Origin of the sequence: Amycolatopsis sp. EV170708-02-1 (assembly GCF_022479115.1) — a bacterium.
Lineage (GTDB): Bacteria > Actinomycetota > Actinomycetes > Mycobacteriales > Pseudonocardiaceae > Amycolatopsis.
In genome coordinates this window covers 5,727,987-5,753,628 of sequence record NZ_CP092497.1, presented here as the reverse complement: position 1 = coordinate 5,753,628, position 25,642 = coordinate 5,727,987, and the positions used below count along the sequence as shown (strand labels likewise).

The 25,642-nt window shown below is 69.6% G+C and carries 21 protein-coding genes and 1 pseudogene; 9 read left to right on the top strand and 13 right to left on the bottom strand.

All coding sequences use genetic code 11. The annotated features are described in order from the left end of the window. Positions 1–110 precede the first annotated feature (110 nt). The gene (locus MJQ72_RS25905; protein WP_240593610.1) at positions 111–1,511 is read left to right on the top strand and encodes a hypothetical protein; all 1,401 of its coding nucleotides are present in this window, start codon (positions 111–113) and stop codon (positions 1,509–1,511) included. A 33-nt stretch (positions 1,512–1,544) separates the two neighbouring features. On the opposite strand, the gene MJQ72_RS25900 is transcribed toward MJQ72_RS25905, so the two are convergent. Further along, positions 1,545–2,810 (bottom strand): S8 family peptidase, encoded by a 1,266-nt coding sequence (locus MJQ72_RS25900; RefSeq protein ID WP_240593609.1) that lies wholly within the window; start codon positions 2,808–2,810, stop codon positions 1,545–1,547. 315 nt (positions 2,811–3,125) lie between these two features. On the opposite strand from MJQ72_RS25900, the gene MJQ72_RS25895 reads away from it, so the two are divergent. Next, positions 3,126–3,635: a hypothetical protein gene (locus tag MJQ72_RS25895; RefSeq protein ID WP_240593608.1), complete on the top strand. Its 510-nt coding sequence runs from the start codon at positions 3,126–3,128 to the stop codon at positions 3,633–3,635. 58 nt (positions 3,636–3,693) lie between these two features. Here the strand turns inward: MJQ72_RS25895 and MJQ72_RS25890 are convergent, their stop codons facing one another. From MJQ72_RS25890 to MJQ72_RS25865, 5 genes are all read right to left on the bottom strand, one after another. Then, positions 3,694–4,551, bottom strand: a complete 858-nt coding sequence (locus tag MJQ72_RS25890) for an SGNH/GDSL hydrolase family protein (protein ID WP_240593607.1) — start codon at positions 4,549–4,551, stop codon at positions 3,694–3,696. 129 nt (positions 4,552–4,680) lie between these two features. Then, complete coding sequence (locus MJQ72_RS25885; RefSeq protein WP_240593606.1) at positions 4,681–6,945, bottom strand: LuxR C-terminal-related transcriptional regulator; 2,265 nt, start codon at positions 6,943–6,945, stop codon at positions 4,681–4,683. Between the two features lie 72 nt (positions 6,946–7,017). Next, positions 7,018–7,671: a cutinase family protein gene (locus MJQ72_RS25880; RefSeq protein WP_240593605.1), complete on the bottom strand. Its 654-nt coding sequence runs from the start codon at positions 7,669–7,671 to the stop codon at positions 7,018–7,020. An 80-nt stretch (positions 7,672–7,751) separates the two neighbouring features. Next, positions 7,752–10,064 carry a LuxR C-terminal-related transcriptional regulator gene (locus tag MJQ72_RS44915; protein ID WP_315860753.1) on the bottom strand — a complete coding sequence of 771 codons (2,313 nt, stop codon included), beginning with the start codon at positions 10,062–10,064 and terminating at the stop codon, positions 7,752–7,754. A gap of 371 nt (positions 10,065–10,435) precedes the next feature. Next, complete coding sequence (locus tag MJQ72_RS25865) at positions 10,436–11,542, bottom strand: hypothetical protein (protein WP_240593604.1); 1,107 nt, start codon at positions 11,540–11,542, stop codon at positions 10,436–10,438. A 429-nt stretch (positions 11,543–11,971) separates the two neighbouring features. Between MJQ72_RS25865 and MJQ72_RS25860 the strand changes: the two genes are divergently transcribed. Further along, on the top strand, positions 11,972–12,646 hold the full coding sequence (locus tag MJQ72_RS25860) for a response regulator transcription factor (RefSeq protein ID WP_240593603.1): 675 nt from the start codon (positions 11,972–11,974) through the stop codon (positions 12,644–12,646). Further along, complete coding sequence (locus MJQ72_RS25855) at positions 12,646–14,004, top strand: HAMP domain-containing sensor histidine kinase (RefSeq protein ID WP_240593602.1); 1,359 nt, start codon at positions 12,646–12,648, stop codon at positions 14,002–14,004. Before MJQ72_RS25860 ends, MJQ72_RS25855 begins: the two co-directional genes overlap by 1 nt. Here the strand turns inward: MJQ72_RS25855 and MJQ72_RS25850 are convergent. The 3 genes from MJQ72_RS25850 to MJQ72_RS25840 form a co-directional block, all read right to left on the bottom strand. After that, a complete protein-coding gene (locus MJQ72_RS25850; RefSeq protein ID WP_240593601.1) occupies positions 14,001–14,504 on the bottom strand; it encodes an SgcJ/EcaC family oxidoreductase in 504 nt (167 codons plus the stop codon). The two genes, MJQ72_RS25855 and MJQ72_RS25850, sit on opposite strands and share 4 nt — an antisense overlap. Positions 14,505–14,809: 305 nt before the next feature. Further along, positions 14,810–15,091: a hypothetical protein gene (locus tag MJQ72_RS25845; protein ID WP_240593600.1), complete on the bottom strand. Its 282-nt coding sequence runs from the start codon at positions 15,089–15,091 to the stop codon at positions 14,810–14,812. 315 nt (positions 15,092–15,406) lie between these two features. Then, entirely contained in the window at positions 15,407–16,006 is a 600-nt protein-coding gene (locus MJQ72_RS25840) for a TetR/AcrR family transcriptional regulator (RefSeq protein WP_240593599.1), read from the bottom strand. A gap of 83 nt (positions 16,007–16,089) precedes the next feature. Here MJQ72_RS25840 and MJQ72_RS25835 point away from each other — a divergent pair, with 83 nt between their 5' ends. Further along, a complete protein-coding gene (locus tag MJQ72_RS25835; protein ID WP_240593598.1) occupies positions 16,090–17,181 on the top strand; it encodes an FAD-dependent oxidoreductase in 1,092 nt (363 codons plus the stop codon). Between the two features lie 13 nt (positions 17,182–17,194). On the opposite strand, the gene MJQ72_RS25830 is transcribed toward MJQ72_RS25835, so the two are convergent. Continuing rightward, positions 17,195–18,187 carry an Lrp/AsnC family transcriptional regulator gene (locus MJQ72_RS25830; RefSeq protein WP_240593597.1) on the bottom strand — a complete coding sequence of 331 codons (993 nt, stop codon included), beginning with the start codon at positions 18,185–18,187 and terminating at the stop codon, positions 17,195–17,197. Positions 18,188–18,346: 159 nt separating this feature from the next. Here MJQ72_RS25830 and MJQ72_RS25825 point away from each other — a divergent pair, with 159 nt between their 5' ends. The 4 genes and pseudogenes from MJQ72_RS25825 (at position 18,347) to MJQ72_RS25810 (ending at position 22,727) form a co-directional block, all read left to right on the top strand. Beyond that, the gene (locus tag MJQ72_RS25825; protein ID WP_240601420.1) at positions 18,347–19,855 is read left to right on the top strand and encodes an AbgT family transporter; all 1,509 of its coding nucleotides are present in this window, start codon (positions 18,347–18,349) and stop codon (positions 19,853–19,855) included. Positions 19,856–19,905: 50 nt separating this feature from the next. Beyond that, positions 19,906–20,999: pseudogene (locus MJQ72_RS25820) on the top strand (M20 family metallopeptidase). Between the two features lie 52 nt (positions 21,000–21,051). Beyond that, complete coding sequence (locus MJQ72_RS25815; RefSeq protein ID WP_240593596.1) at positions 21,052–21,774, top strand: phosphoribosyltransferase; 723 nt, start codon at positions 21,052–21,054, stop codon at positions 21,772–21,774. Further along, the gene (locus MJQ72_RS25810) at positions 21,774–22,727 is read left to right on the top strand and encodes a universal stress protein (protein ID WP_240593595.1); all 954 of its coding nucleotides are present in this window, start codon (positions 21,774–21,776) and stop codon (positions 22,725–22,727) included. The genes MJQ72_RS25815 and MJQ72_RS25810 overlap by 1 nt, the downstream gene beginning before the upstream one ends. Before the next feature lie 2 nt (positions 22,728–22,729). Here the strand turns inward: MJQ72_RS25810 and MJQ72_RS25805 are convergent, their stop codons facing one another. The 3 genes from MJQ72_RS25805 to MJQ72_RS25795 form a co-directional block, all read right to left on the bottom strand. Then, positions 22,730–23,485 carry an alpha/beta fold hydrolase gene (locus MJQ72_RS25805; protein ID WP_240593594.1) on the bottom strand — a complete coding sequence of 252 codons (756 nt, stop codon included), beginning with the start codon at positions 23,483–23,485 and terminating at the stop codon, positions 22,730–22,732. 93 nt (positions 23,486–23,578) lie between these two features. Further along, positions 23,579–24,637 carry a M20 family metallopeptidase gene (locus MJQ72_RS25800; RefSeq protein ID WP_240593593.1) on the bottom strand — a complete coding sequence of 353 codons (1,059 nt, stop codon included), beginning with the start codon at positions 24,635–24,637 and terminating at the stop codon, positions 23,579–23,581. Beyond that, positions 24,634–25,623: a LacI family DNA-binding transcriptional regulator gene (locus MJQ72_RS25795; protein WP_240593592.1), complete on the bottom strand. Its 990-nt coding sequence runs from the start codon at positions 25,621–25,623 to the stop codon at positions 24,634–24,636. Before MJQ72_RS25795 ends, MJQ72_RS25800 begins: the two co-directional genes overlap by 4 nt. Positions 25,624–25,642: the final 19 nt, after the last annotated feature.

Here is a 25,642-nt window from a genome sequence, read left to right as displayed (position 1 = left end):
GGCCGGCACCGGCAGAACGTTGCGCGCAACTTTCCGGGTCGGGGAAGCCACATCAAACCATGATCATGGAACAGGTCCGGACGACGGACAACCAGGCGAGGTCCTGGCGGATGCCCCTGTCCGTAGCGGCGCTCTCGGCGGTGGTGTTCCTGCTCGCCCGCCCGCATTTGATCGACGACACGTTCATCACGCTGGCGTACGCGCGCAACGTCGCCTTCCACGGCCACTGGGGCCTGCTCGCCGACGCGACGTCGAACACCGCGACGTCCCCGGCGAACGTGCTCATCCTGGCGGCCCTGACCTTCTTCGTCCGCGACGCCGTCTTCGCCGCCGGAGTGCTGTTCGTGCTATGCCAGGTCTTTCTCGCCCTGGGGTTGCGCAGGCTCGGCGCGGCGGCCGGGTTGCCGGGCCGGTTCCCCGCACTGACACTCGCGGCGCTGACCGCGAACCCGCTTCTGCTCTCGTCGATCGGGCTCGAGGTCACCCTCGGCGTGGCGGTCCTGGGCTGGCTCACTGTGTTCGCCGTCGAGAAGGAGCCCTTCGCCTTCGGTCTGACAGCCGGTCTGCTCGCGCTGGTCCGGCTGGACCTGATCGTGTTCGCGGTGGCGCTCTTCGTCTTCCTCCGTCCCGGCACGGGACGGTCGCTGCTCGGCGCCGGGCTGATCACGCTGCCGTGGTTCGGCTTCAGCTGGATGGTGCTCGGCGCGGCGGTACCGGACACCGTTGTGATCAAGACGCTCCAGGGCGCGCAACACGCTTGGGGCGCCTGGAACTTCGGCAACGGTCCGCTGTTCTACGCGCGGAGTTCACCGGTGATGGCGGCGCTGGCCTTCCTGCCCGCGGCCCTCGCCGTCCTCGCCGTGGCGACGCTCGCCGTCCGGCGGCGCGGGATCCCCGCCGGGCTGCGGCCGTTCGTGGTGCTCGCCCTCGGCGGCCTGCTTTACCACCTCGGCTATGTGCTGCTGGCGGTTCCGCCCTACCACTGGTACTACGGACCCGGCCTCTCCGCGGCGACCGTTGTCGTCTGTGCCGTGGCGGTTTCGCACCGGGTCGCGGCCGGCGGGGTGCTCGCGCTGATCGTCGCCGGTCTGATCGCGTACGCGGCTGCCGGACTTCCCCGCACGTACGCGCCGTTCACGTCGAACTACACCTCGAGCGCGCAGTACGCACGTATCGGAGCGGAACTGGGTGCGCTCACCGGAGGCCGGACCGTCGGCAGCGCGGGCGAAATCGGCGTCCTCGCCTACAGTTGCGGCTGCCCGGTCGTCGACGTGTTCTCCGACCGTGGCCTGCTGCCGGCCGCGATCGAGGCGCGCGGCAAGGACAACCGCTGGATCCGCGCGATACTCCGCGTGAACTACGCCTTCTTCGACTTCGACGTCCGGCCCCGCCGCCCCGAACTCGTGCTGCGCAGGCTGGCAGCCCCACCGCCGGACGCGCTCGCGCACTGGATACTCGACGCGCCGACTCTCGGAAAGCAGGAGCTGTACCTGGTGCCGAACAAGGAGTGAAAGGCCGGACGCGACGCCGTTCGACGTTCCGGCTCAGAAGCAGAACGGCTCCGGCACCCACATGCAGTACCACGGCTTCGGCTCGGGTTCGGGATCCGGGCCGGGCGCCGGCGGCGGGGTCTGGCCACCCTGCCCGGTGTAGACGAGACGGTTCGGGGTGTCGCTGGTGACGCCCTTGATCTTCCCCTGCGACGCAGCGCCGACGAGCGCCTGCTTGACCTGTGCGGGGGTGGCCGACGGGTGGCCCGCGAGGTAGAGGGCGGCGGCACCGGCGACGTGCGGGGCGGCCATCGACGTTCCCGAAGCCGATTTGGTCGCCGTGTCCGAGCCGATCCACGCCGAGGTGATGTCGACGCCCGGTGCGTAGACGTCGGTGCAACGGCCGTAGTTCGAGAACGACGCCTTGGAGTCCTTCTTGTCCGAGGCGTTCACGGTGATGGCTGTACCCGCGGAGCCGCCGACCCTGGCCGGCGATGTCCGGCAGGCGTCTTGCGGCATACCGAAGACATTGCCGTTCCCGGAGGCCAGCGAGTAGGTGATTCCCGCGCTGACGGACCGTTTGACCGCTTCGTCGAGCGCGGGGTCCGAGCCGCCGCCGAGACTCATGTTCGCCACGGCGGGTTTCTCGGCGTTCGTGGTGACCCAGTCGATGCCGGCGACCACAGTGGACGTGTCGCCTTGGCCTGAACAGCTCAGCACTTTCACCGCGGTGAGCTCGACCGCCTTGGCGACGCCGTGGCGCTTGCCGCCGATGGTGCCCGCGACGTGGGTGCCGTGACCGTGACAGTCGGTGTCCTTACCGTCTCCGACGGCGTTGAGCCCCCACGTCGCGCGGCCTTCGAAGTCGTTGTGCGCGGTGTCGATACCGGTGTCGAGGATGTAGGCGTGCACACCGGACGCGCCCGTGGAGTACTGATAGCTGTTCCCGAGTGGCAGGTCGGGCTGGTCGATCCGGTCGATACCCCATGACGGGGGATTGGGCTGCGACTCGCTCAGGCGGATCGTCTGGTTCTGCTGGACGTAGGCGACCGACGGATCGGCGGCGAGCCGCCTGGCCTGTGACTCGCTCATATCGGCCGCGTAGCCGTTGAGTGCCTTGTCGTACCGATGTTTGACGGTGGCGCCGTATTTCTGTGCCTGCGAACCCACTGCGGACCGCGTCGAAATGCCGTCCTTGAGCACTACGATGTAGGAGCCCTTGATGGCCTGCTGGGAGTCGGCGCCGCGGATTTCGCCCTCGGCGGCCGATGCCTGCCCCTGCCCGGCCAACGCCCCGAGCGCGGTCAGCACAAGGCCCACGGTAGGGACTGTTTTCCGCCATCGTCCCGAATGAGACGCGGTGTTCCTGACCTTCGGCATCGGATACCCCTTCCGCAACACTGGGTGAGATAAGGGGCAAGCGTGCCCGAAACGCGCTGTCGTGAGGTCAGTCGAACTACGTAGCCGGATGCGTATTTCCCGCCCGTGCTTCCGGCGATGGGGGGTTCGCTGAGCCGGCGGTCACGAAAAGCTGACCGGTGTGCGTAATTCGACGGATGTATGCGCCGTCATCCGCGATTAACGTCCCGAAATGCCGGAAGCGGGATCACCCCGGCATTCGAACGGAGGATCGTGATGTGCTCAGGAACGAGTGGTGGTGAGCGAAGGGCGCTCGCGATCGCGTGCGCCGCCTATCGGGAGAGCTTCGGCCGGCCGGTCGGGCTCGACGTGGAGGCCTGTCACGTGACGGTGACCCCTGACCGGCGCATGTCCATGCTCGTGATCCCCGAGCCACTCGCGAGTGCCGTCGTCCACGGGCTGATATCCGCATTGCAGCCGGCTGTGGTGCTGTCGACGGGACGTGGGGAACGCCTGACCTTCTTCACGATCGCGCGGCCGCCGGGCACCGTGCTTCCCTGCGACCTCGATCGCGCCCAAGTCCGGACGCTGCCCGCCGGCAGGGCGGTCGTGCTCCCCGTGCCGGGCCGGTCGGCGCCGGACTGCCGCTGGGTCGTGCCGCCTGGCCGGACCGCCGTACTGCCGCACTGGTCGGTCGTCGTCGCACTCGCGCGCCGGGCACTCCAAGCCGCGCAGGCGAACTTCGGCCGGCCCCGCGTACAGCGTCCGGTTCGCCTGCCGGGCTGAACGGCGCAGGATTCCTTGGTGGAAGCCGGTGAGCATGTGGCACAGGCCCGCGGAGACATCACCTGTGCGCCGCGAGCGCGGCGAGTACCTGGCGTGCCTGGTTGTCCGTGCCGGCGGCGTTCGGGTGCACCGGGCTGCCGGGTGAGGTGGGCAGGATGCCCTCGATCCATTTGACGAACGGGAGACGGCAGACGTCGTGGCCGATGCTGCTGGTGTACGTGTCGACGAAGATCGCGTCGTGTGCGGAGGCCTGCTCGGCGAGGACCTGGTTGAGCAGCTTCGTGATGTCGCGCAGGTACGGCGCGTCGCCGTCGGAGATGGGAATCGACGGCCAGCAGTTCGCGCCGGAGTCGGGCATCACCGTCGGGTAGCCGACGAGCACCACCTTGGCCCGCGGGGAACGCTGATGGATTCCATCGAGCACCTTGCCGACCTTCGGGCCGACCGCGCGTACTTTGGCGGCCAACGCGTCCTTGCCGCCGCTGGTGTAGAAGTTCTTGCACGGCGAGCCGTGCGGCACGAATACGCCGCGGGCGCCGCAGTTGAGCACTATCTCACCGAAGGGGATGTCGTTGCCGCCGATGCCGACGGTGACCAGGTCGGTGTCCGGCTTCAACGCGTCGAACTGGGGCGGGTTCCCCGCCAGCAGCTGGCTGTTGGTCATATCCGGGGTCGCCGCACCGCTACAGCTGACGTCGGTGAACGAGCGCGGGGCGAGTTTCGCGGCGACCAGTGACGGGTAGTTGTGGTCGGAGCGGGTGCAGGGCAGGTCGACCGTGTTCGGGATCAGCGTGCCCGAGGTGTAGGAGTCGCCGAGCGCGACATAGGAGCCGGTGGTGCTCGCGGAGGCGGACCCTGAGGTCAGCGTGGTGGCCACCAAGGTGATCGCGGCAAGGCTGGGCAGGACTCGGCGCACGGCTTACTCCTCGAATCGGGGATGGCAAAGCGAGAGCCCGAAGTCTTGCGCGATGCCAGTACGAGCACCATCCGTGATCTTGCGTAGCTTTCGAAAACGGATCTCGTCCGTGGGACGGCTTGAGCGGGTTCAGATGAGTTCGGTGTGGCGGCTGACCGACCACACCGCTATCTGCGCGCGGGAGTGGAAGCCGAGCTTGGTCATGATGTGCTGGACGTGGGTCTCGGCCGTGCGCGGCGAGATCACCAGCTTCGTGGAGATGTCACGGTTGGTCAGTCCTTCGGCGACCAGCTCCGCGATCTCGGTTTCCCGCGGGCTCAAGGGGTTCGCGGGTTCCCCGTGCGCCGGTTCGGGTTCGGGGGCGCGCTCGTCGAGGGCGTAGCGGAGGCCGTCCTCGTCGGGAAGCAGGCGGCCGGCGGTGAACGCCTCGTCGAACCGGGCGTCGCCGAGTTCTTGCCTCGTCCGTTTGAGATGCCGGCGGTGGGGAATGGCGACGGCGAAATCGGGTGAGGTCCCGATGCGGTCCCATACCGTGGCGGCGATGCCGAACAGGGTGGCCGCGCGGGAGTGCTCGCCTCGTCGGGTGGCGATCCAGGCCAAGGTGTCGATCCGGTAGGCGCGACCGTGGAGGTCACCGGCGAGCACGTCGAGCCGTAGTGCCTCGGCGGCCGCTTCGGCGGCGGCATCGGTTTCGCCGAACTCGACTTCGACCACGGCCAGCCCGAACAGGGACATCGCTTGGTAGAAGGTCGCCCCGTGTTCGGTGGCCACGGCGTTCATCCGGGACAGCAGGCGGCGCGCCGTGGCGAGGTCGCGGTCGCGGTAGGCGATCGAGACACCGTGGATGAACAGCGGGTGCAGCTCGGCCCGCACGAGCCCGTGCGCCCGGAAGATCGCACAGGCTTCAGCCGCGAGGTCGACTGACTCGGGCCCGCCCGCCATCATGGCGGCGAAGGCGCGGATGTGCAGGATGCGCGCGGTCAGCTCTTCGTCCGTGCCCGCGGCCGCCAGCTGCTCGACCTCGTCAAGAAGCCTGCCCAGATTCTCGTGATCCCCTTGCCAGAGCGCGTGAAGAGCGGCGACGCAGAGCGCGAACGGCCGTGCGGGATGATCCGGCGCCGCCGCGGCGAGGGCGCGATCGAGCCATCTGCGTTCTTCCGAGGAGAGCCCGCGCAGCAGCCAGTACTCGAAGGGGCGGGAAGCCATCGCCAGCGCCACGCCCGCCTCCTGACGCCGGGCCAGCGACCAGTCGAGCGCGGCGCGCAGATTCGCGTGTTCTCGCGTCAGTCGTTCGATCCAGTACAGGTGACGGCTCAGCCATTCTTCGTCGGCCAGGGTGACGAGCCTGCCGTACCAGTCCCGGTGCAGCCTGGCGATCTCGTCCTGCTCGCCGTCCGAGGTCAGGTGTTCGTGGCCGTATTCCCGCAGCACCTCCAGCAGCCGGTAGCGGGCGGTGCCCTGCTCGTCGTGACGGATGAGGACCGACTTGTCCAGCAGGCCGTCGATCAGGTCGAGCACTTTCCCGGGGGCGATGTCACCGCCGCCGCACACCTGGACGGCGGCGTCGAGATCGAAGGAACCGGCGAAGACCGAAGCCCGTTTCCACACCGTCCGCTCGGACGGTGTGCACAGCTCGTAGCTCCAGTCGATGGTGGCCCGTAGCGTCTGTTGCCTCGGCGGCGCGAGACGCGGGCCGGTGGTCAGCAAGGTGAGGCGCCCGGACAACCGGTCGAGGATCTGCGCCGGTGAGAGTGAACGGATTCTGGCCGCGGCGAGCTCGATCGCCAGCGGCAGTCCGTCCAGCCGCCGGCACAGTTCGGTGAGCTCCTGTCGCGCGGCTTCCCCGTCGACGGCGTCCGGCCAGATCGCCGCGGCCCGGTCCAGGAACAACCGCACCGCGTCCGCGGTCGGCAGCGGCTGGACCGGAACCAGCCGCTCGCCCGCCACGGCGAGCGACTGCCTGCTGGTGGCCAGCACCACCACCCGGGGGCATTCGGCCAGGATTTCCGCGACGAACCCGGCGCAGGCGTCGATGACGTGTTCGCAGTTGTCCAGTACCAGCAGCCGCGTCTGGTGCCGCAGATGTTCGATCACGATGCGCGTCGCCGACGCGTCGGACCGATCCTGAAGCCCGAGCCGGTCCGCGACCAGGTTCGCCACGAGCGCGCCGTCTCGCACCGGGGCCAGCTCCACGAACACCGCGCCGTGCTCGAAGGCCCGGACGGAGTCCCGCATGACCCTGGCCGCCAGCCTCGTCTTGCCCACCCCGCCGGGACCCGCGAGCGTCACCAGCCGTGCCTGGCCGAGCAACCGGCGTATCGCGGCGCCCTCCTGGGCACGGCCGACATAGCTGGTCGACTCGGCCGAGACCGGCGCGGATGACAGCACGTCCACCTCACATCCGACTCCGTACGACGGATGATCAGTTTAACCCGCTTTCGCCCATTCGGAGGAACAAGCCTTCGATCACCGGTAGTGGTGGCCGATGAACCGCGCGGCCAGGTCGACACTTCCGTCGAACGCGTAGGACAGGTGGCCGAAGCCGGGCCCGCGAGTGCCGAGTCCGCCACAGACGAGGTCGCCGAGATTGCAGAGTTCGAGTGCTTTCGGCCCGTAGACGGCGCTGGTGTCCTTGATCGTCTGCCGGAACAGGCCGCCGAGGGGGTTGCCGAAGGCCACGACCGCCACCACGCGGTCGGCGAGGCCGGCCGGCACGGTCTCACCGGTGCCGAGGCCGGTTTTGAGGCCGATGGCGATATCGGTGACGCTGGCGCCCTGCGACAGGCCACCGAGCACGAACTTCGTGCTCGGGCAGGCGGCCGCCAGCCGGACGACGTGGCGGGTCATGTCGGTGGCGCCGGGGCCCGCGCTGCTCTGGTCGATCGAAGCCGCGTAATCGACCGCGTACGAGGTGACCGACTTGCCGGGCAGCGCCCGCTGTACGGCCGGGATGAGTGGCTTGCCGACGACGCCGGGGCCGGGGATCTCCGTGGTGCCGCGAGCGAACACCACGTCCAGATCCGGGCATGCCGCCGTGGCCTCGGCCACGGGGGCCGGTATGGCCACGGCGCCGACGGCCAGTCCGATTGCCGCCGTCCAACGGCCCCATCGTGCGCTCATGATCGTCTTCTCCTTTGAAGTCGCCCTGCTTGACGATCTTCGAGCCTGGACGATCGGGCAGGCCGGCTCCATCCGGGAAACTACGTATTGGGGTCTCCGGCCTGCGTATCGGCGCGGCGTACCACCCAGGCCGCGAGTTCGGCGCGTGAGCTGACGCCGAGCTTGGTGTAGATGTGGCTGAGGTGCGTGTCGGCGGTCCGCGGCGAGATGAACAGCTCGGCGGCGATCTGCCGATTGGTCAGGCCACGCGTGACCAGTTCGGCGATCTCGAACTCCCGCGCGCTCAGAGGGGCGCTCGACGCCCTCGCCGCCGGAGACGCCGGCCCCTCCAGTACGTAACGCACGGCGTCCTGGCGGGACAGGGACTTGCCGAACCGGTAATGCCGCTTGACCTCGTCGAGACCCAGCGTCTTGACGACTCGTGCCGTGACCTCGACGTTGTGCGCGGTGAACCGGCCGAAACGCCGCGGATCGGTACCGATGGCGGCCCACATCGTCCCGCCGATTCCGAACAGGGTCGCCGCGCGGATCATGTCGCCGCGATGGGTGGCGGCGCACCCGAGGGCGACCACGGTGTGGGGCTCGGCCGACCGGTTGCCCAGGACCTGTTGCAAACGGAACGACTCCAGCGCGGCCCGCTCGGAGGCGGCCGGGTCGCCGTGCAGCTCCTCCGTCACGCTCAACGCCCACCAGTCCCAAGACCGCCAGTAGAGCTCGCCGGTGGCCTCCGCCGCAGCGATGCTCGCGGCGAACTGTTCCCTGGCCGTTTCGAGATCGCCGTCGAACGCGGTCGCGTGCCGGTGATGGAATTCGGCGTACGCTTCGGCCGCGGTCAGCCCGTGCCGCCGGAACACCTCCCTGGCCGTACCGAACCAGTCGACGGGCTCGGTGCCGAAGTAGAGGACGGCGGTCGCCCGTATCGCCTCGGCGTAGGCGGCGGTGACCTCGCCGCCGGTCCGCTCGGCCAGTTCCCGGCTGACGCGCACGTCGGCCGCCGCGGCGTCGGCGTCGCCACGAAGGACGGAGTACCACGCGCGGAGCAGGAGACTCTGCGGCCACTCCGGGGTGTCGGGCGGCGCGGCGGCCATCTGCCTGTCCAGCCAGCGGTGCGCTTCGTTGAGCAGCCCACGCGCGGACCAGTACACGTCGAGCTGGTTGATCATCCGCAGGCCGACGACCGCTTCGCCCGGCGCGGTGGCGCAGTACTCGAGCGCGGCGCGGAGATTGGCGTGTTCGAGCGAGATCCGCCGCAGCCAGGCGACTTGGTCCGGCCCGATCCAGCCGGCCGCGTAGCGGGCGGTGAGGTCGGCGCACCAAGCGCGATGCAGACGGGCCACGCGTTCCGTTTCGCCCGTTTCGGCGAGCCGCTCGGCGCCGTATTCGCGCAGCGTTTCCAGCATGCTGTACCGGAGTTCGCCGCCGGCCTCCTCGGCGGTCAGCAGGGACTTGTCGATCAGCCCGTGCACCAGGTCGAGCACGTCCCCGGCCGGGATTCCGTCGCCCGCGCAGACCCATTCGGCGGCAGCCAGCGCGAAGCCGCCGGAAAACACCGAAGCGCGGGCCAGGACACGTTGTTCGTGCTCGGAGCAGAGCGCGTGGCTCCACTCGATCGTCGCGCGCAGCGTCCGATGCCGGGCGGGGCCGTCCCTGCGCCCTCGTGACAGCAAAGAAAGCGGATCGGCCAAGCGGGTCCTGAGCTGCGACACCGACAACACGCGGAGCCGTACCGCGGCCAGCTCGATGGCCAACGGCAGCCCACCCAGGCCGCGGCAGATCGCGGCGATGTCCCGGCAGTTCCCGTCGGTGATCTCGAAGGCCGGCAGCACGGCGCGTGCCCGATCGGCGAACAGCCGCGGCGCCTCGTAGGTTTCCAGCTCGGCCGCCGAGCCGGCCGCCTCGCCGTCCGGTACCGACAACGGCGGCACCACCAGCACCTGTTCGCCGAGAACTCCCAGGGATTGGCGGCTGGTCGTGAGCACGTTCAGCTTCGGGCATGCCGCGACGAGCGCGGCCACCATGTCGGCGCCGGTTTCCAGCACGTGTTCGCAATTGTCCAGCACGAGCAGCTGACGGCGGGACCGCAGAAAGTCGGCGACCACATCCAGCTGCTGCCGCGCGGACTGGTCGTAGAGCCCGAGCCGCTCGGCCACCACATTGGGCAACAGCTCGACGTTTCGCACCTCGGCCAGCTCGACGAAAGTCACGCCGTCCGGGTATTTCCCGGAAACCGTTTCGGCCACCGCGGCGGCCAATCGCGTCTTGCCCACCCCGCCCGCGCCGGTCAACGTGACCACCGGCCCGGCGTTCAGCAACTCCAGAGCTCGCGTCGTCAGTTGCGCACGGTCGATGTAGCTGGTCCGCCGGGCCAACGATGTGACGCCGCACGGTGTCATGGGCTCCGTCGACGAATTCACCCGTTCCCTGCCTCGTCAACCAGTCGGGGCGCTGAGCGTAGCCCGAGTCGAGGCGTGTTCGCATGTCGGCTCTGGTTTGGACACTCCCTCTGGCGAGCATCGGTATCGCTCGATGACCGCTCTGCCGTTCGCGGGTATTCCGGAAAGGTACTGCCGCCGATTTCGGGTACTGACAGAGAAGGGCTTTGCCGCGCGTCGATCCTCTGGACAATGCGTCGGTTGACCGGCCGTTCAGCCGTGACAGTCCGATTCCCCGCTGCCCACACTTTCGAGTTCGGCGTCGACCGTTCGCGCGGTGGTGAGGCCGGTCAGGAGAGAGCTTGTGGCACGGCCGCGGGGTGGGCCGTCCTTCACCAGCAGATGAACCACCAGCAGGTCCGCGGAGGGGTCGAGGGTGGCGCGGGGGGCGTCGGGGTGGGCGGTGCGGTGGCTCCCTCGATCCGGACCGCTGCGGCTTGATCCGTCACGGATTCCACGGTGACGCGAGTGCCGTTCGGTGCGGTCACCGTGGTGCCGGGAGGCAGGGTGTTGTCTTCGGACGTGGCCGGTGTGGGGTCGATCAGCCAGGAACGGCCGTAGTTCGCGGTGGTGGTCTTGTACAGCAGGACGCCCGTTTCGACAGCGGTGTCGAGTGTGGTCCCTTCCTTGCGGTAGGCCACTATGAGGCGGCCTCCGTCACCGTCGATCGGTACGTCGAGGATCCGCGGTCCGGTCACGTCCGCCGTGGCGTGCAACGGGGTCAGGGAATACGTGCCGCTCGCGGGGTTCTCGATCCGTTGATCCGGGGATGTCCAGCCCGCCTTCACCAGTTCGGTCGGGGCCAGTCCCGCCTTGCTGCTGCCCTTGCCCATCGGGGTGGAGCCCTGCCAGCCGATGTCGGCGCATTTCGTCAGCAGGCCGGTGTCGCAACGTGCTCCGAAAAGGTGCCAGAAGCCGAAGTTGTGCCCGTTTTCGTGAATCAGATGGCCGAGGTCGAAGGTGTCCATCAGCATGTGGACGTTGCCAGGCTGCTGTCCGAGGCCGAGCCAGGCGCACTGGCCGCGCATGTCCGGGACGACGATGGACAGGCGATCGAACTCCGACGCGGCGATCCCGTGTGCGGCGAGCTGCCGGCGCGTCGCGGTCTCGATCGTTTTGAAGTCGCAGGTGGCTCCCAGATCGAGCTTCCACGGGCCGAGCACCGGCTGGCGCCCGGTCATCGGCGTGAACGTGATCCGCCGGTCACTGGCCTCCTCGTAGTACGAGCGCAGTGAGTCGGCGGAGCCGAAATAGGTGTCTGTGAGCCAACCGCGGTAGCGCGGCCCGGGATCGACCGTTTTCCCGCCGAAGTCGGCCAGTACCACCGCGGTCCGGATAGGGGTGGGCCCGGCGGCGTCGGCGGGTCGCGGCGCTGTCGAGAGCGACAGCGCCGCGACGGCGACGGTCAGCGTGGTCAGCAGCGACCGTGTTCGGCGCATCACGATCTCCCGGGTTCCGAGGGCTGGGAGGGTCGATCCAAACAGCGCCGGGTCCGCGGGAACAAGGCCGTCGCACGCGAATACGTAGTTCTGACGATACGGCCAGGGGAGGGTTGCGGGGCGTTTCGTCCAAGACTGACAAGAAAGACCGTCTGGAAGTGGTCCTGCATGATGGGCCCGTAGATCGACTGAGGGCAGCGGTCACGCCTGACCTTGTTCACCACTGTCGCGAGGACGTATTCGCCAGGTGACGACGCGGGCTCGTTGGCGGCGAAGGCGGCTTCGGCGCTCGTCGATATCGTCCACTTCGAGACATTCAGCGCGGCCTTGCTCAGCCGGCTTGGCCATGGTGTGTTCGCCCGTGGTCCTCGTCAATCCATAGTGGACAGCTGATATGTGCCCTGGTCGCCGTGGTGGCATGATCGGCCCGTGCGGGTACTGCTGGTTGAAGACGACGAACCGATCGCGGAGTCCCTCCGGCGTGGTCTGGTCCGGTACGGCTACGAGGTCGAGTGGGTCCGGACCGGCGCGGAAGCACTCGCGGCCGAGATCGGTGAGGTGGTTCTGCTCGACCTCGGCCTGCCGGACACGGACGGGCTGGACGTCTGCCGTGAGCTGAGGGCGCGCAGTGACGTGCCGATCATCGTCATCAGCGCGCGGTCCGACGAGGTCGACAGGGTCGTCGGCCTGGAGATCGGCGCGGACGACTACGTCTCCAAGCCTTTCGGGGTGCGGGAAGTCATCGCCAGGATACGAGCGGTGCTCCGGCGGACCAAGGCGCCGGGCGGCGGACAGTCCTCCGAAACGGCACCGGAGAGCCACGCCGGAGGACGGCTGGTCATCGACCGGCGGGCCCGCCGGGTACGGCTGGACGGTGTGGAGCTTTCCCTGCCGCCCAAGGAGTTCGACTTGCTGGTCTTCCTCGCCGAGGAACCGGGTGCGGCGCTGACCCGCGAGCAGATCATGGAGGCCGTCTGGGATGCCAACTGGTTCGGCCCGACCAAGACGCTCGATGTCCATGTCGCCGCGCTGCGCCGCAAGCTCGGCGACGCGGTGACGCTGGAGACCGTCCGGGGAGTCGGGTTCCGGCTGGTCGTGTCCTGATGAACCGCAGGCTGGTCGTCAGCTATGTCCTGCTGGTCGCCGTCGCGATCGCCGCGTTCACCGTGCCGGTGGCCTTCGTCCTGACCGGGCAGCTGCGCGGCGACGTGGAGACGTCGGTGCGCCGTGAGGCAGCGACCGCGGCGTTGTTGCTGGCGGCACCGGACGTCCCGTCTCGGCAGGCGCTCGCGCGGCTGGCCGCCGCCTATGAGCAGGAGACCCCGGGACGACTGGACGCGTTGCTGGCCGACGGGACCGCGGCCGCTCCGCTGCCGTTGCCCGCCGCGCCGGACGATCCCGCGTTCGCCGCCGCGTTGACCGGGCGCGAGGACGCACGGTGGGGCGAGGCCGTCGCCTTGGGAGCCGAAGGCCTGGTGCTGGCCGTGCCCGCGCGAGATTCCTCCGGTGCGGTGGTCGGCGCGGTGCGGGTGAGTTACCCCGCCGCACCGCTGGACGAGCGGCAGCTGCAGATCTGGGGTTTCCGCGCGATACTCGCCGTGGCCGTGCTGATCGTCGCCGCGATCCTCGGTGCCCTGCTGGCCAGGCGGCTCACCCGGCCCTTCCGCGAACTCAACGGGATGGCGCAACGGCTGCGGGACGGAGACCTCGGCGCGCGGGTACTGGAGTCCGGGCCGACCGAGACCCGCACGCTGGCCAGGACGCTGAACACCGCGGCGGAAACGATCGACACGCTCGTCCGGTCTCAGCGCGCGTTCATCGCCGACGCCTCGCACCAGCTGCGCACCCCGCTCACCGCCTTGCGGCTTTCCCTGGACAACGTCGCGGACGGGGTGTCCGATCCGCTGGTGCGGGAGGACATCGACCTCGCCACCGCCGAAGTCGTGCGGATGAACCGGCTCGTCAACGGTCTGCTCGTGCTGGCGAGGGCGGAGACCGCGGTGGGCGCGCCGGAGCGGGTCCGGGTGGCCGATGTCGTCGATGACCGGTTCGAGGTGTGGCGTGCGGTCGCCGCCGAGCGGGCCGTTGTCCTGCGCGCGGAGCACGGCGACGGAGCGCAGAACGTGTCGGCCAACCCGGGAAATCTGGAACAGATCCTCGACAACGTGTTGTCCAACGCGATCGAGGTCTCGCCCGCGGGCGGCGCGGTCACCGTCCGGACGAGCAGGTCTGGTGAGGATGTCCTCCTCGACGTGACCGACGAGGGGCCCGGCCTGCCCGCGGCCGACCGGCACCGGGCGTTCGACCGGTTCTGGCGCGGCGCGGGCACGACCGGTCCGTCCGGATCCGGGCTCGGGCTGGCGATCGTGAAACAACTGGTCACCGACGATGGCGGTACCGTGGCCCTGACCGACGCCGTCGGCGGCGGTCTCTGCGTCAGGATCAGCCTGCGCGCGGCCTAGCCCTGCTTCTTCTCCGGCATGGTGGACGAGTGGTGGTTGACGATCAGCCACTTTCCCCCGCGCAGCTCGTAGACGAACGTATAGCGAGCCTGGACCTGCTGCGGCGAGCCGTTCTGGGTGAGGTCGAAGCGGTAGACACCGGTGTTGACCGCGGTGTCGGCGTCGAGGACGCCGACCACCTCCTGCTCGATCTTGCCGACCGGCTTGTTCGCCAGGAAGTGCCGGAAATAGTCGACGATCGCGGCGCGGTCGGTCCGGACCTTGTTCGACACCGTCGGCAGCAGCACCGCGTCCGGCGCGTAGAGGTCGGCGACCTTGTCGGCGTCGCCGGTCGCCAGCGCGGCGTTCCAGTCGTCGAAGAGCCCGGCGATCACCTGCTGCGAGGGGGCGGCCTGCTGGGGTTGGGCGGGCTGCGCGTTGCCCGCGGAGCACGCGCTCATCACCGCGAGCCCGGCCGCGGCGGTGCAGATACCGGTGAGAGTCATGGCCTTGCTGCGCATCGTTTTCCCTGTCTGATCGGGTTCGGCTGATGCGTCCACTGTGGATTTCCGCAGGGAAGGGCCTGCCCAGGAGAACGACTGGGGAAACGCAATTTTTTGCCAAGTTTCCGCTCTGTGGCGCGTGGGGATTCCGGCAAGCCGGTTGATCAGCCAATTCGGCTGCGCGGTCGATTCGGAGCCGGGACCGTAGCCGATCAGGGGTTGGTTCGCGCCCGAATCGGTTGGGTGAGGTCAGCTCTGGCCTGCTGCTCGTAGCCTCGCCAGCAGTTCTCGGCTGGTGGGGTCCTCGGAGTCGAAGGCGTGAATCATGGCCTGCTCGGGGAAACGGCGGGCCCGTGTAGGCGTGCTCCATTGCACCGGAAGCAGAAGCTGATCTCGAAAAGGAACCGCGTGCCGCTGTGCGCCCGGATCTGCCAGAAGGGGAGGAAGCACCGTTTGAGCTCACCCTCGGGCAGGCCGGCGACGAGCGTCAGTGCGGCCTGGGCCTCGTCTGCCTCCCAGATGGCCACCAGTTGATCGTTTCCGGTGCCGTCGGGACCGAGCACCTCGACGAGTTCGACTCGCTCGGGTGGAACTGGAAGGAACACCGAGCCACGATAGCCCGCACGGTCTTCGGCGTCGGCGATGAGGTGCCGGCAGGGGACAGTGTCGCAAGTGGACACTCGGGCCGTCGGCGCTGGATCGGTCGGATCAGTTGTTTCTCGCGTGGTTCGCGCCGCCGATGATCGCGAACGTGATCCGGCACTCATTCGACCGCCGCGGCCGCGCTCGACGCCGATCTCTGACGTCAGGTGAGATTTGCCGACGGTCGCTGTTCCCCTCGTGCCGCCGGATCATCGTCAGGTGCTGCGGATCCTCGTCGCGCTGGGCCTCGCCGGGTTCGGCTCTGGGAGCGGGTTCCTTCATGGTGATCGTCGCCAGGGCGCGAGCGCGACTTCGGTCGCGGTCCTCATCGCGGCCTGCAGTGTGGCGGGGTCCGTTTCGCCGGTGTCGTCGAGCAGGGCCTGGAGCGCGCCGGTGACCGCGCCGACGAACGCCCCCGTCAGCGCCGCCGCGCCCACCGGATCGATCCGGTCGGGGAACGCGGCCGCCAGATGTTTCGCGATTTCTCGTTGCGCGCTCAGCTGTTCCTGAAGCGCGCGTCCGCGGACGGCGGGCACGGTCTGGATCATCCGGAGCCGCAGGGCCGCCAGGGGGCTGACCATCTCGTCGCCGGAGGCGGTGACCTGGCTCAGTGCTCGCAGCAGTACGTCGGCCGGGCCTTCGGCCGGTTCGCGAGTGGCGATGGCGTCGATGGCGGCCTGCACGCGCTCATCGGCTTCCGGGAACAGAAGCTCTTCTTTGCTGGCGAAGTAGCTGAAGAACGTGCGCGCGCCGATCTCCGCGGCCGCCGCGATGTCGGCGATCGTCGTCTCGTCGTAGCCCTTGCGCTCGAAGAGTTCCGTCGCCGCGTCGATCAGGGCTTGGCGCGTGCGTGCTCGCTTTCGATCACGGAGGGACATGCGGGCAGCATACGCGGAGTGGCAGTGAGTGCAAATTTGCAGTCATTGCCGATTTGCACTCACTGCTGATACTGTCGCCCGGCATGGGGAACGTGTTGATCTGCGGTGCCGGGGTCGCCGGCTCGGCCCTCGCCTATTGGCTGGCTCGTGGCGGCTTCGAGGTCACTGTCGTCGAGCGGGCACACGGCATGCGCTCCAGCGGTAACCCGGTCGACGTCCGCGGGCCCGCCCTGCCGGTCGTCGAAGCCATGGGTGTCGTGGGCCGTCTGCGAGACGTCGCGACGAGAACGAAAAGAGTGTGTCTGCTCGGCGGAGACGGCCGCCGGATCGCCACCGTCGGCCTGCCCTCGGCCAAGGGGGAGGAGCTCGAGGTCCCCCGAGCCGATCTCGTCACCGTGCTGTACGAGGCGGCCAGGGGCGACGCCGAATTCCTGTTCGACGATACGATCGCCGCGCTGCGCCAGGACGAGCACGGCGTCGACGTCACCTTCGACCGGGCGGCACCACGGCGCTTCGACTTCGTGATCGGCGCGGACGGCCTGCACTCCGCGGTCCGGAGGCTCGCCTTCGGTGCCGAGCGTTCGTTCGTGCGACCCACGGGGATCTTTGTCGCCACGACGTCGTTCGGCGGCCCGGTCGATCACCCCGAGGAAGTGCTCCTGCACAACACGCCGGGCCGGCTGGTCGCCGTCCACCCGTGCCGGGACGACGGCGGCGTCGCGTTCATCTTCCGTGCCCAGGCGGAGAATGTGGACCACCGGGACACGGCCCGGCACAAGCGGATCGTCACGGCGGCGTACGGCGACGTCGGATGGCGGGTCCCCGCGTTGCTCGAACGCCTGCGGGAGTCCGACGATGTCTTCTTCGACGCGGTCAGCGTCGTCGACCTCCCGTCATGGTCACACGGCCGGATCGCCTTGGTGGGTGACGCCGCCTCCTGTGTTTCCCTGCTCGGTGAAGGTTCCAGCCTCGCGATCGCCGGGGCGTACACGCTGGCCGCCGCGCTGCCGTCGGCATCGTCCGCCGGTTTCGGCCGGTACGAGGCCGAGCACCGCGTCAGGGTCAAGTCCGCGCGGCGCACCGTCAAGCTGACCGCCGCCATGCTCGTGCCGAAGACCGGAATCGGCTTGGCGGCCCGGAATCTCGCGGCCCGCGCCTGGCCGTGGAGCGTCTGACCGCACGCCGGCCTCAGGGGTGGTCCGGCGCGAACCTGCCGTCCTCCCGGTACAGCCAGTACCGGCGCAGCATGCGCAACACCACGGAGACCTGCAGTGCGGTGATCCCGGGCAAGGGGGCGAGGTCCCTGGTGAGGAAGTCGGCCATCTCGTCCTCGTTCCGGAACACACCCTGGTGGATGACCGAAGCGGTGCCTGCGACGATCGACACGTACCGCGCCGACGGATGCCGCGCCAGCTCCCCGGCCACGGCCTGGATGGCGCCCGGGGTGATGGTCAGCGCGATGACCGCCTCCAGTTCGTAGCCGAGTTGCGCGGGTTCCACCTCGACGCGTGGCCGGACGATGCCGCGCCGCAACGTCGACTGGATCAGCCGGTAGGCGGTGGACTGGCTGAGGTCGAGGCTCCGGCCCGCTTCGGCCGCGGTGATCCGCCCGTTCCCGGCCAGCAGCCCGATGAGCCGCCGCTCGTCCGGGCCCACTTCGTCGGCGTCGAAGCCGTCCGGCGGGGCCGGGACCACCTGTTCGCGGGACAAGATCTTCTGCTGGTCTTCGCTCAGCCGGTGCAGACGCCAGGAGTCGGCCCTGGTGAGCGCCCGCAGCACCAGCTCCGAATGGGTTCCCGCCACCCCCGGCACCCCGGGGATGCGCTCGGCGAGCAGTTCGCGCGCCTCGGCCCGGTCCGGAACGTGCACGGCCAGGTAGACGTCCGACCGGCCCGCGGTCTCCGCCGCGAGCTGGACCTCGGGAAACCGTGCGAGGGCCTTCGCCGCCGAACCGGACGCACCCGGTTCGGTCGTGACCCAGACGTGGCGCGGGTTCCCGCGAGCCCTCGCGGTCCAATCGACCTGGCCGATCACCCGCAGGATCCGCTGTTCCTCGAGCCGGACCAGCCGTCGTCCCACCGTGCTGGCGGAGACGTCGAGCGCCTCGGCGAGCGTGGCGACCGAGGCGCGCGGGGCGATCTGCAGCGCCGCGATCAGGTCGAGGTCGGGTTCGGTCAGCATCGGATGAATGTATCAGTCATCTAAGGCGTTCTCATGACTGATCCGTGCGTAATTCGGTTCAGGGTTGCACTATTCGTTCGCTTGAGTTTGTAATGGGCCTCCGATCAGGAAGGAGCCGCGCCGGTGAGTTCCAGCCAGGCCAGCACGACCTCACGTCCGATGAACCTCCTGCTGCGCGCGCTCGACGGCGTCGAGCGGCTCGGCAACAAGCTGCCGCATCCGTTCTGGCTGTTCGTCATCCTGAGCGGAGTGCTGGCACTGGCCAGCTGGGGGCTCAGCGCGGCCGGGGTGTCCGCGGTGAACCCGGCCACCGGCAAGACGGTCGAGGCGAAGAACCTGTTGTCCGCCGACGGCGTGCGGATGATGGTGACCGACGCGGTCAAGAGCTACACGTCGTTCCCGCCGCTGGGCACCATCCTCGTGGTGATGCTCGGCGTGGCGGTCGCCGAGCGGTCCGGTCTGCTCGCGGCCGTGCTCCGGTCCGGCGTTTCGAAGGTTTCGCCGCGGTGGGTGACCTTCGCGCTGGCGTTCACCGGAATGGTGTCCCACGTCGCCTCCGACGCGGCCTATGTGGTGCTGATCCCGTTGGGGGCCTTGGCTTTCCGCGCGGTGGGGCGGAGCCCGATCCTGGGCATCGTGGTCGCGTTCGTGTCCATCTCCGCCGGATACGACGCGAGCCCGCTGATCACGCCGACCGACGCCATCCTGTCCGGGCTGACCACGGCGGCCGCGCAGACGATCGATCCGGCCTATTCGGTCACCCCGCTGGCCAACTACTTCTTCTCGCTCGCCTCGTCGGTCGTGCTGGCCGCCGTGATCACGCTCGTGACGGAGAAGGTCCTCGCGCGGCGGGCCGAGGCGATGCCCGTCGACGCCGACGCGGAGGAGGACGATCTCGGCTCGCTCGAGCTCAGCCGCCAGGAACGACGGGGCCTGCTCGCCGCGCTCATCGCGCTCGCCGTCTTCGTGATCGCGCTGGTGCTGGCGGTGCTGCCCGCCTCGTCGCCGTTACGCGGCAAGGGCGGAAGCATCATCGAGTCACCGTTGCTGACCTCCATCTCGATCTTCCTCGCGCTCGGCTTCCTGGCCGCGGGCTGGGCCTACGGCAGGGTCGCCGGGACGGTGACCAGCAGCCGTGACATCCCGGGGTTCATGGCACACGGTTTCCGCGAGATGGCGCCGATCCTGGTGCTGTTCTTCGCCATCTCCCAGTTCCTGGCCTACTTCAAATGGACCGGCATCGGTGAGATCACCGCGATCAACGGCGCCGGGCTGCTCAAATCCGCCGGGGTCTCCGGGCCGGTCATCATGCTGGGCATCCTCGTCGTGGTGACCCTGGTGAACCTGATCGTCACCAGCGGCTCCGCCCAATGGGCGCTGATCGGCCCGGTGTTCGTGCCGATGCTGATGCTGCTGGACATCCCGCCGGAGACCACGCAGGCGCTGTACCGCATCGCGGACTCGTGCACGAACGCGATCACCCCGATGAGCCCGTATTTCGTGATGGCGCTGGGCTTCCTGCAGCGCTACCGGCGTTCGGCGGGGATCGGCACGCTGTTCTCGATGACGGTCCCGCTCTCGTTCGCCCTGCTGGTGGTGTGGACGTTGCTGTTCTTCGTGTTCTGGGCGTTCGGCATCCCGCTCGGCCCCGGCGCCCCCGTTCGGTAGAAAGGATTCTCTTGTCACACACGGATTGGTCCCGCCAGGCACTGCCCGCCATGCTCGACGATCTCCGGGACATCGTCGAGCTGGAGACGCACAGCTACGACAAACCGATGCTGGACAAAGGCATCGACGCCATCCGGGCCTGGGTCATCGACCGTCTCGGCGCACCCGACACCGAGGCGCGCCACACCGACACGGTCCGGGGCGACGTGCTCGAACTGGGCTACGCGGGGACGGCGCCGGGAACGGTACTGCTGCTGAGTCATTACGACACCGTCTGGCCGACGGGCACGCTCGCCGGATGGCCGTACACCGACGAGGACGGCCGCGTCACCGGGCCGGGCGCGTTCGACATGAAACTCGGCTTGGTGCAATCGGTCTGGGCCTTGCGGGGGCTCCGCGAACTCGGCCTTCCGCATCCGTCGGTGAAGTTCCTCTTCAACGGCGACGAGGAGATCGGCAGCCCCCACTCGCGGCCGTACATCGAAGCAGCCAGTGAAGGCGCGCTGGCCACCCTCGTCTTCGAGGCTTCGCTGGACGGCAAGCTGAAGACCGCGCGCAAGGGGGTCGGCCTGTTCGACGTGACCGCCACCGGCGTCGAGGCGCACGCGGGCCTGGACCCGTACGCGGGAGCGAGCGCGATCCACGCCCTCGCCGAGATCGTCGGACGGCTGGCGTCCGCGGGCTCGCGCGAGCTCGGGACCACGGTCAACGTGGGCACCATCTCCGGCGGTACCGGTCGTAACGTGACCGCGGGCGGCGCGGGCTGCGGTGTCGACGTCCGGGTCGCCGAACCGTCCGAAATGGACCGGATCGACCAGGTGTTCGCCGGTCTGGAAGCAGCCGATCCCCGCGTGACCGTCTCGGTCGAAGGGAGTGGAACCGGCCGCCGATGACACCGAACGACCCGTCGCGGGCGCTGTTCGCGACCGCGCGGAAGGTGGCCGCCGAAGCGGGCTGGGAGCTGGAGGAGACCTCGGTGGGAGGCGCGAGCGACGGCAACTTCGTGTCGGCGCTGGGCCGCCCGGTGCTCGACGGCCTCGGAGCCGTCGGAGGCGGTGCCCACGCTCGCGACGAGCACATCCTCGTGAAGCATGTCCCGGAGCGGACGGCGCTGGCGATCGGGCTGATCACCGCACTCGTCTGACGAACATCGGGCGGACGGGTTTGCCCGGTCCCTTCGCGGGTACGCCGTAGTCATGTCAGTCAGGTATCGCGCGTTCGCCGACCGGCGGACGGCCGGTCGGCGATTGGCTCGTCTGATCGGACGTCCGGAGTGGCCCGATCCGGTGGTGCTCGGGCTGGCGAGAGGCGGTGTGCCGGTCGCCGCCGAAGTCGCCCGTGAACTCGGTGCCCCGCTGGACGTGGCCGTGTCCCGCAAGATCGGCGCGCCCGGCCACCCGGAGTTCGGGGTGGGCGCGGTGACGGCGGACGCGCCGCCCTATTACGACCTGGGCACGATGCGCAAGCTCGGGCTGAGCCCGGCCGACCTGGAGCGAACGTGCGAAGCCGAGCGGGCGGAGGCGCGCCGCCGGCTCCGCCGCTATCACGGCGGTCGCGCGCCGGTCGCGACGCATGGCCGGGACGTGCTGCTGGTGGACGACGGGCTGGCCACCGGTGTCACGGCGATCTCCGCGCTGCGTGCCCTGCGCCGAGCGGAGCCGCGCCGGTTGGTGTTCGCCACTCCGGTGTGCGCCGTGCGGGCACCCGAGAGGCTGCGCGACGAGGCGGACGACGTCTTCTGCCTGATCGAACCGGAGCGGTTCGGCGCGGTCGGCCGGTGGTACGAGGACTTCTCCCAGACCACTGACGAGGAAGTCGTCTCGCTGCTCGACGTTTCGGCGACCACCGCACGTGGTACCCCTGGCGTGCCAGACCCGCGCGCAGGTGGGGAGGACGCCATGACCGGGCGTGATCAGTGATGTCGTCGACGGAATCCACAAGGGACAAAGGAGCCGTCGTCGCGGGCTACGACGGCTCCGAAGAAGCGCGGAAGGCCGTGCGCTGGGCCGCGGGGGAGGCCTCCGCCCGCGGCCGCGCCTTGGTCGTCACCCATGTCGTCGGGTTCCCGCCCGTGCCCGAAGCCGTCCCAGGTGGCGGGGCTTGGCCACGGCCGGGGTTCCTCGAAGCGGGTCAGGAAACGGCGCAGCGGCACGCCGAGGCCGTACTCGACGACATCGCGCAGGAATGCCGTCGGACCTGGCCGGATCTGGCCGTTTCGACGCGGCTGCTGTCCGGCCGCGCGCCCGACGAGCTGGCCCGCGCCGCGGAGAACGCGGATCTGCTGGTCATCGGGTCGTCGGGGCTCACCGCGCTGCCCAGGCTCCTGGTCGGCTCGACGGCCAACCAGCTCCTGCACGACTACCACCGGCCCATCGTGGTCGTGCGCACCGGTGACGAGCCGTCGGCGGACCACGAGCGGAAGGTCGTGGTCGGCGTCGACGGATCCGAGACCAGCAGGGAAGCCATCGGGTTCGCCTACGACTTCGCCGACCGGCACGGCCACGCGCTGGTGGCCCTGCACGTCTGGTCCGATCTGCCGCTCGAAGCGATGGCGGTGACGCCTACCGAACACGACAGGGAGCTCATCGAGGAGCGGGGAAAGCCCCTGCTCGACGAAGCGCTGGCCGGATATCGGGAACGGTATCCGGACGTCCCCGTCCATCGCGTGATCGCGGTCGACCGGCCCGCTCACGCGCTGGCGGAGCAAGCCGAGGGTGCCGCGCTGCTCGTCGTCGGCAGCCATGGCCGCGGGCTGCTGCGCCGGGCTCTGCTGGGCTCGGTCAGCCGCGCCATGGTCCACCACGCGCCGTGTCCGGTCGCCGTGGTCCGCCACCACAAGGAGCACCAGACCGGTAGCCGGCCCCTCGGATGAGGTCAGTGCTTTCCGGCGATGGCCGCCACGAAGGCGTCCGGATTGTCGAACATGACGTTGTGCCCGGCATCGGGGACGGTGACCACCTTCACGCCCGCGGCCTCCAGCTGTTCCCTGCCGGTCAGCTCGCCGCTGCGTTCGCCCTGCAGGTAGACCCGGTCGATGTCGAGTCGTTCCAGGATGGTGCGCATCATCGGCTCCGCGCCCTTCCGAAGCCCGGCCGCCGTGCGGTACAGCGCACGAGGGTCCGTGAGCCGCATGGTCGACGCCCACGCCGGCCCGACACGCTCCAGCACGCCCGCGAACTCCTTGTCGACGAACTCGTCCTCACCGAAGGCGGTGATACCGCTGCTGCCCGCCGTCGGCGGCGGGAAGGGATCGAGGTTCGCCTCGGTGAGGACCAACCTGGAGACCAGGTCGGGGCGCAGATGGGCGAGCACCAGAGCGACGGCGCCGCCCATGCTGTGGGCGATCAGCTCCGCTCCGGTCACTTCTGCCTGGTCCAGGGCGGCCATCACGGCTCCGGCGTGATCCTCCAGCGTGTAGCCGAAGTGCCGCGGACGGTCGCTGATCCCGTGCCCCGGCAGGTCCAGGAACAGGCTCCGCCTGCCCGCCAGTTCGGGCCGGGCCGCGACGTGCGCGTGGTAGACCGCGGACATCGATCCGAGGCCGTGCAGGTATACCCGCGCGGGTTGGGCACCGGGCGCTTCCGTCCAGCGGACACAGCCGCCCTCGCCGTCGAACTCGGCCTGATACACCGGATTCCCCCTCGCGCTCGCATTCGATCGAACGCACAATAGTTCAACGCCGGACGGCCATGTCCGGGGCCTTGAGCACCGGCTGGGAACAGCTCAGCGTGCGGCCGACAAGATCAGCTCGAGGTAGTCGCGCGTGGCCTGCCGCCAGGATTCCAGTTCCAGCTTTTCGTTCGCCGCGTGCATCTCCCGGGGATCTCCCGGGCCCCAGATCACGATCGGCGCTCCGCCCACCGACCCGGCCAAGGCCGAGGCGTCGGTGAAATAGGTGGCGGCGGGTGCGGTCGCCTGGCCGGAGAGCAGATCGGGCAGGCGTGCGGTCCGGACGGCGGGCAGATCGAGGGCCACCTCCGCGCTGATGTCCGGATCGAGCGAAGAAGCCCAGGCGATCGCCGGCGCTCCACCGTCCACAGTGCGCACATCCAGGGTCAGGACGGCCGACGCGGGCACGATGTTCGTCGCGGTCCCGCCCTCGAAGGTGCCGACGTTGACGGTTTCTTCGCCCAGGTAGTCGTCGGTGGCCAACGGGAGGGAATCGAGTGCGCCGAGGGCCCGGTCGGCGAGCAACCGGATCGCGTTGCGGCCGAGCCGGGGCGTGGAGCCGTGGGCTGCCTTCCCCTTCGCGGCCAGCCGCAGCCAGGTGGCTCCGCGGTGTCCGAGTGAGACGCGGTTCCGGGTCGCCTCCGGGACCACGACGATCCGCGGTGTCAACTCCAGTGAGGCGGATGCCTCCGTCGCGCCCCGGCAGCCGATCTCCTCGTCGCTGGTGATGAGGACCTGTGCGCCGGCCCCGGCTTCCGCGGCGTTGCGCAACGCCGCCAAGGCGGCGACCAGACCGCCCTTCATGTCGACGCTGCCGCGGCCCTGCAGGAACTCCTCGTCGACGTCCGCGGAGAACGGGGCGCGTTCCCACAGCGCGGGGGAGCCGATGGGGACGGTGTCGATATGGCACACGAACAGTGCTCCGTCGCCGGAATGGCTGCCGAGCAGCACCCACGGTCGCCCGGTGGTGGAGCGTCGCAGCACGCGTACGCCCGCGGTGGCGGTGGCGTAGGAGACGGCCAGCTCCTGCGCGGCGGCCTGCGCCGCGCTGTCGCCGGAGGTGGTGTCGTGGCGCACCAGGTCGCGCAGGAACGCGAGGGCTTCGTCGGTCATGCGGGGTACTCCTCGGTCGATTCGCGGACGACGAGCTGCATGGAGAGCACGTGGTCGGCGGGGAGGCGGCCGGCCGCGAGGCGGGTGATCTCGTCGACCGCCTTGCGGGCCATCTGCTCCGTCGGCTGCGCGACGGTGGTCAGCCGCGGCGAGGTCCATTCGCCGAGGGTGATCCCGTCGCAGCCGATCACCGAAAGGTCTCCCGGCACCGTCACCCCGGCGCGGCGGGCCGCTTCGAGCAGGCCGACCGCGGCGATGTCGCTGGCGGTGAAGACGGCTGTCGGCTCCGCGCCTGCCCGTGCCATATGCGCGAAGAAGTTCATGCCGAACGCCGAGCTGAAGGCGCCGCGCACGATCATCGCTTCGTCCACCTCGACCCCGTGTGTCTTCAACGCGGCCCGGTATCCGGCCTCGCGCTGGTCGGCCGTGCGCAGCCCGGCCGGTCCGCCGACATGGGCGATCCGCCGGTGGCCAAGGGAGATCAGGTGGGTGGTCGCCTGGTAGGCGCCGCCGAAACCGTTCGCGGTGACGTGCGCGATCCGCGGCCCGGTGGCCTTGACGTACTCGTCGAGGAAGACGACCGGGAAGTCGCCTGCCAGCCGGCTCGCGAAGGCTTCGTTGGTGTTGTGCATCCCCAGGTAGACCAGCCCGCCCACGTCCGGTACCCGCATCAGGCGCTCGACGGCGGCGCGCTCCCGCAACGGCGACGAGCCGGTGAGCGTGGTGAGCACGTCGATGCCGTCCGCCGCGGCGGCGTCGACCACCGCGTCCGCCAGCGTGGAGAAGTACGGGTTGTCCAGCGACGGGACCACCAGGCCGAGGCTGAGCCCGGTCACCTGTTTCTGCACGGGCGGATGCCCTTGGGCCGACAGCGCGGCGTCGATGCGCCGGGCCGTCTCGGAGGCGACGTTGAGCTCTCCTTTGACGTACCTCGACACGGTCGACACGGCCACTCCGGCCTCTCGGGCCACCTTCGCCAGCGACATCCGGCTCCTCCCCGTTGAG

Excerpts from the sequence above, each read along its gene's own strand:
- MJQ72_RS25840 (WP_240593599.1), bottom strand. The coding sequence starts at position 16,006 with ATGTCCCTCCGTGATCGAAAGCGAGCACGCACGCGCCAAGCCCTGATC.
- MJQ72_RS25895 (WP_240593608.1), top strand. The coding sequence starts at position 3,126 with ATGTGCTCAGGAACGAGTGGTGGTGAGCGAAGGGCGCTCGCGATCGCG.
- MJQ72_RS25880 (WP_240593605.1), bottom strand. The coding sequence starts at position 7,671 with ATGAGCGCACGATGGGGCCGTTGGACGGCGGCAATCGGACTGGCCGTC.
- MJQ72_RS25815 (WP_240593596.1), top strand. The coding sequence starts at position 21,052 with ATGTCAGTCAGGTATCGCGCGTTCGCCGACCGGCGGACGGCCGGTCGG.
- MJQ72_RS25905 (WP_240593610.1), top strand. The coding sequence starts at position 111 with ATGCCCCTGTCCGTAGCGGCGCTCTCGGCGGTGGTGTTCCTGCTCGCC.
- MJQ72_RS25795 (WP_240593592.1), bottom strand. The coding sequence starts at position 25,623 with ATGTCGCTGGCGAAGGTGGCCCGAGAGGCCGGAGTGGCCGTGTCGACC.
- MJQ72_RS25830 (WP_240593597.1), bottom strand. The coding sequence starts at position 18,187 with ATGCTGACCGAACCCGACCTCGACCTGATCGCGGCGCTGCAGATCGCC.
- MJQ72_RS25865 (WP_240593604.1), bottom strand. The coding sequence starts at position 11,542 with ATGCGCCGAACACGGTCGCTGCTGACCACGCTGACCGTCGCCGTCGCG.
- MJQ72_RS25810 (WP_240593595.1), top strand. The coding sequence starts at position 21,774 with ATGTCGTCGACGGAATCCACAAGGGACAAAGGAGCCGTCGTCGCGGGC.
- MJQ72_RS25800 (WP_240593593.1), bottom strand. The coding sequence starts at position 24,637 with ATGACCGACGAAGCCCTCGCGTTCCTGCGCGACCTGGTGCGCCACGAC.
- MJQ72_RS44915 (WP_315860753.1), bottom strand. The coding sequence starts at position 10,064 with ATGACACCGTGCGGCGTCACATCGTTGGCCCGGCGGACCAGCTACATC.
- MJQ72_RS25855 (WP_240593602.1), top strand. The coding sequence starts at position 12,646 with ATGAACCGCAGGCTGGTCGTCAGCTATGTCCTGCTGGTCGCCGTCGCG.
- MJQ72_RS25850 (WP_240593601.1), bottom strand. The coding sequence starts at position 14,504 with ATGCGCAGCAAGGCCATGACTCTCACCGGTATCTGCACCGCCGCGGCC.
- MJQ72_RS25835 (WP_240593598.1), top strand. The coding sequence starts at position 16,090 with ATGGGGAACGTGTTGATCTGCGGTGCCGGGGTCGCCGGCTCGGCCCTC.
- MJQ72_RS25825 (WP_240601420.1), top strand. The coding sequence starts at position 18,347 with ATGAACCTCCTGCTGCGCGCGCTCGACGGCGTCGAGCGGCTCGGCAAC.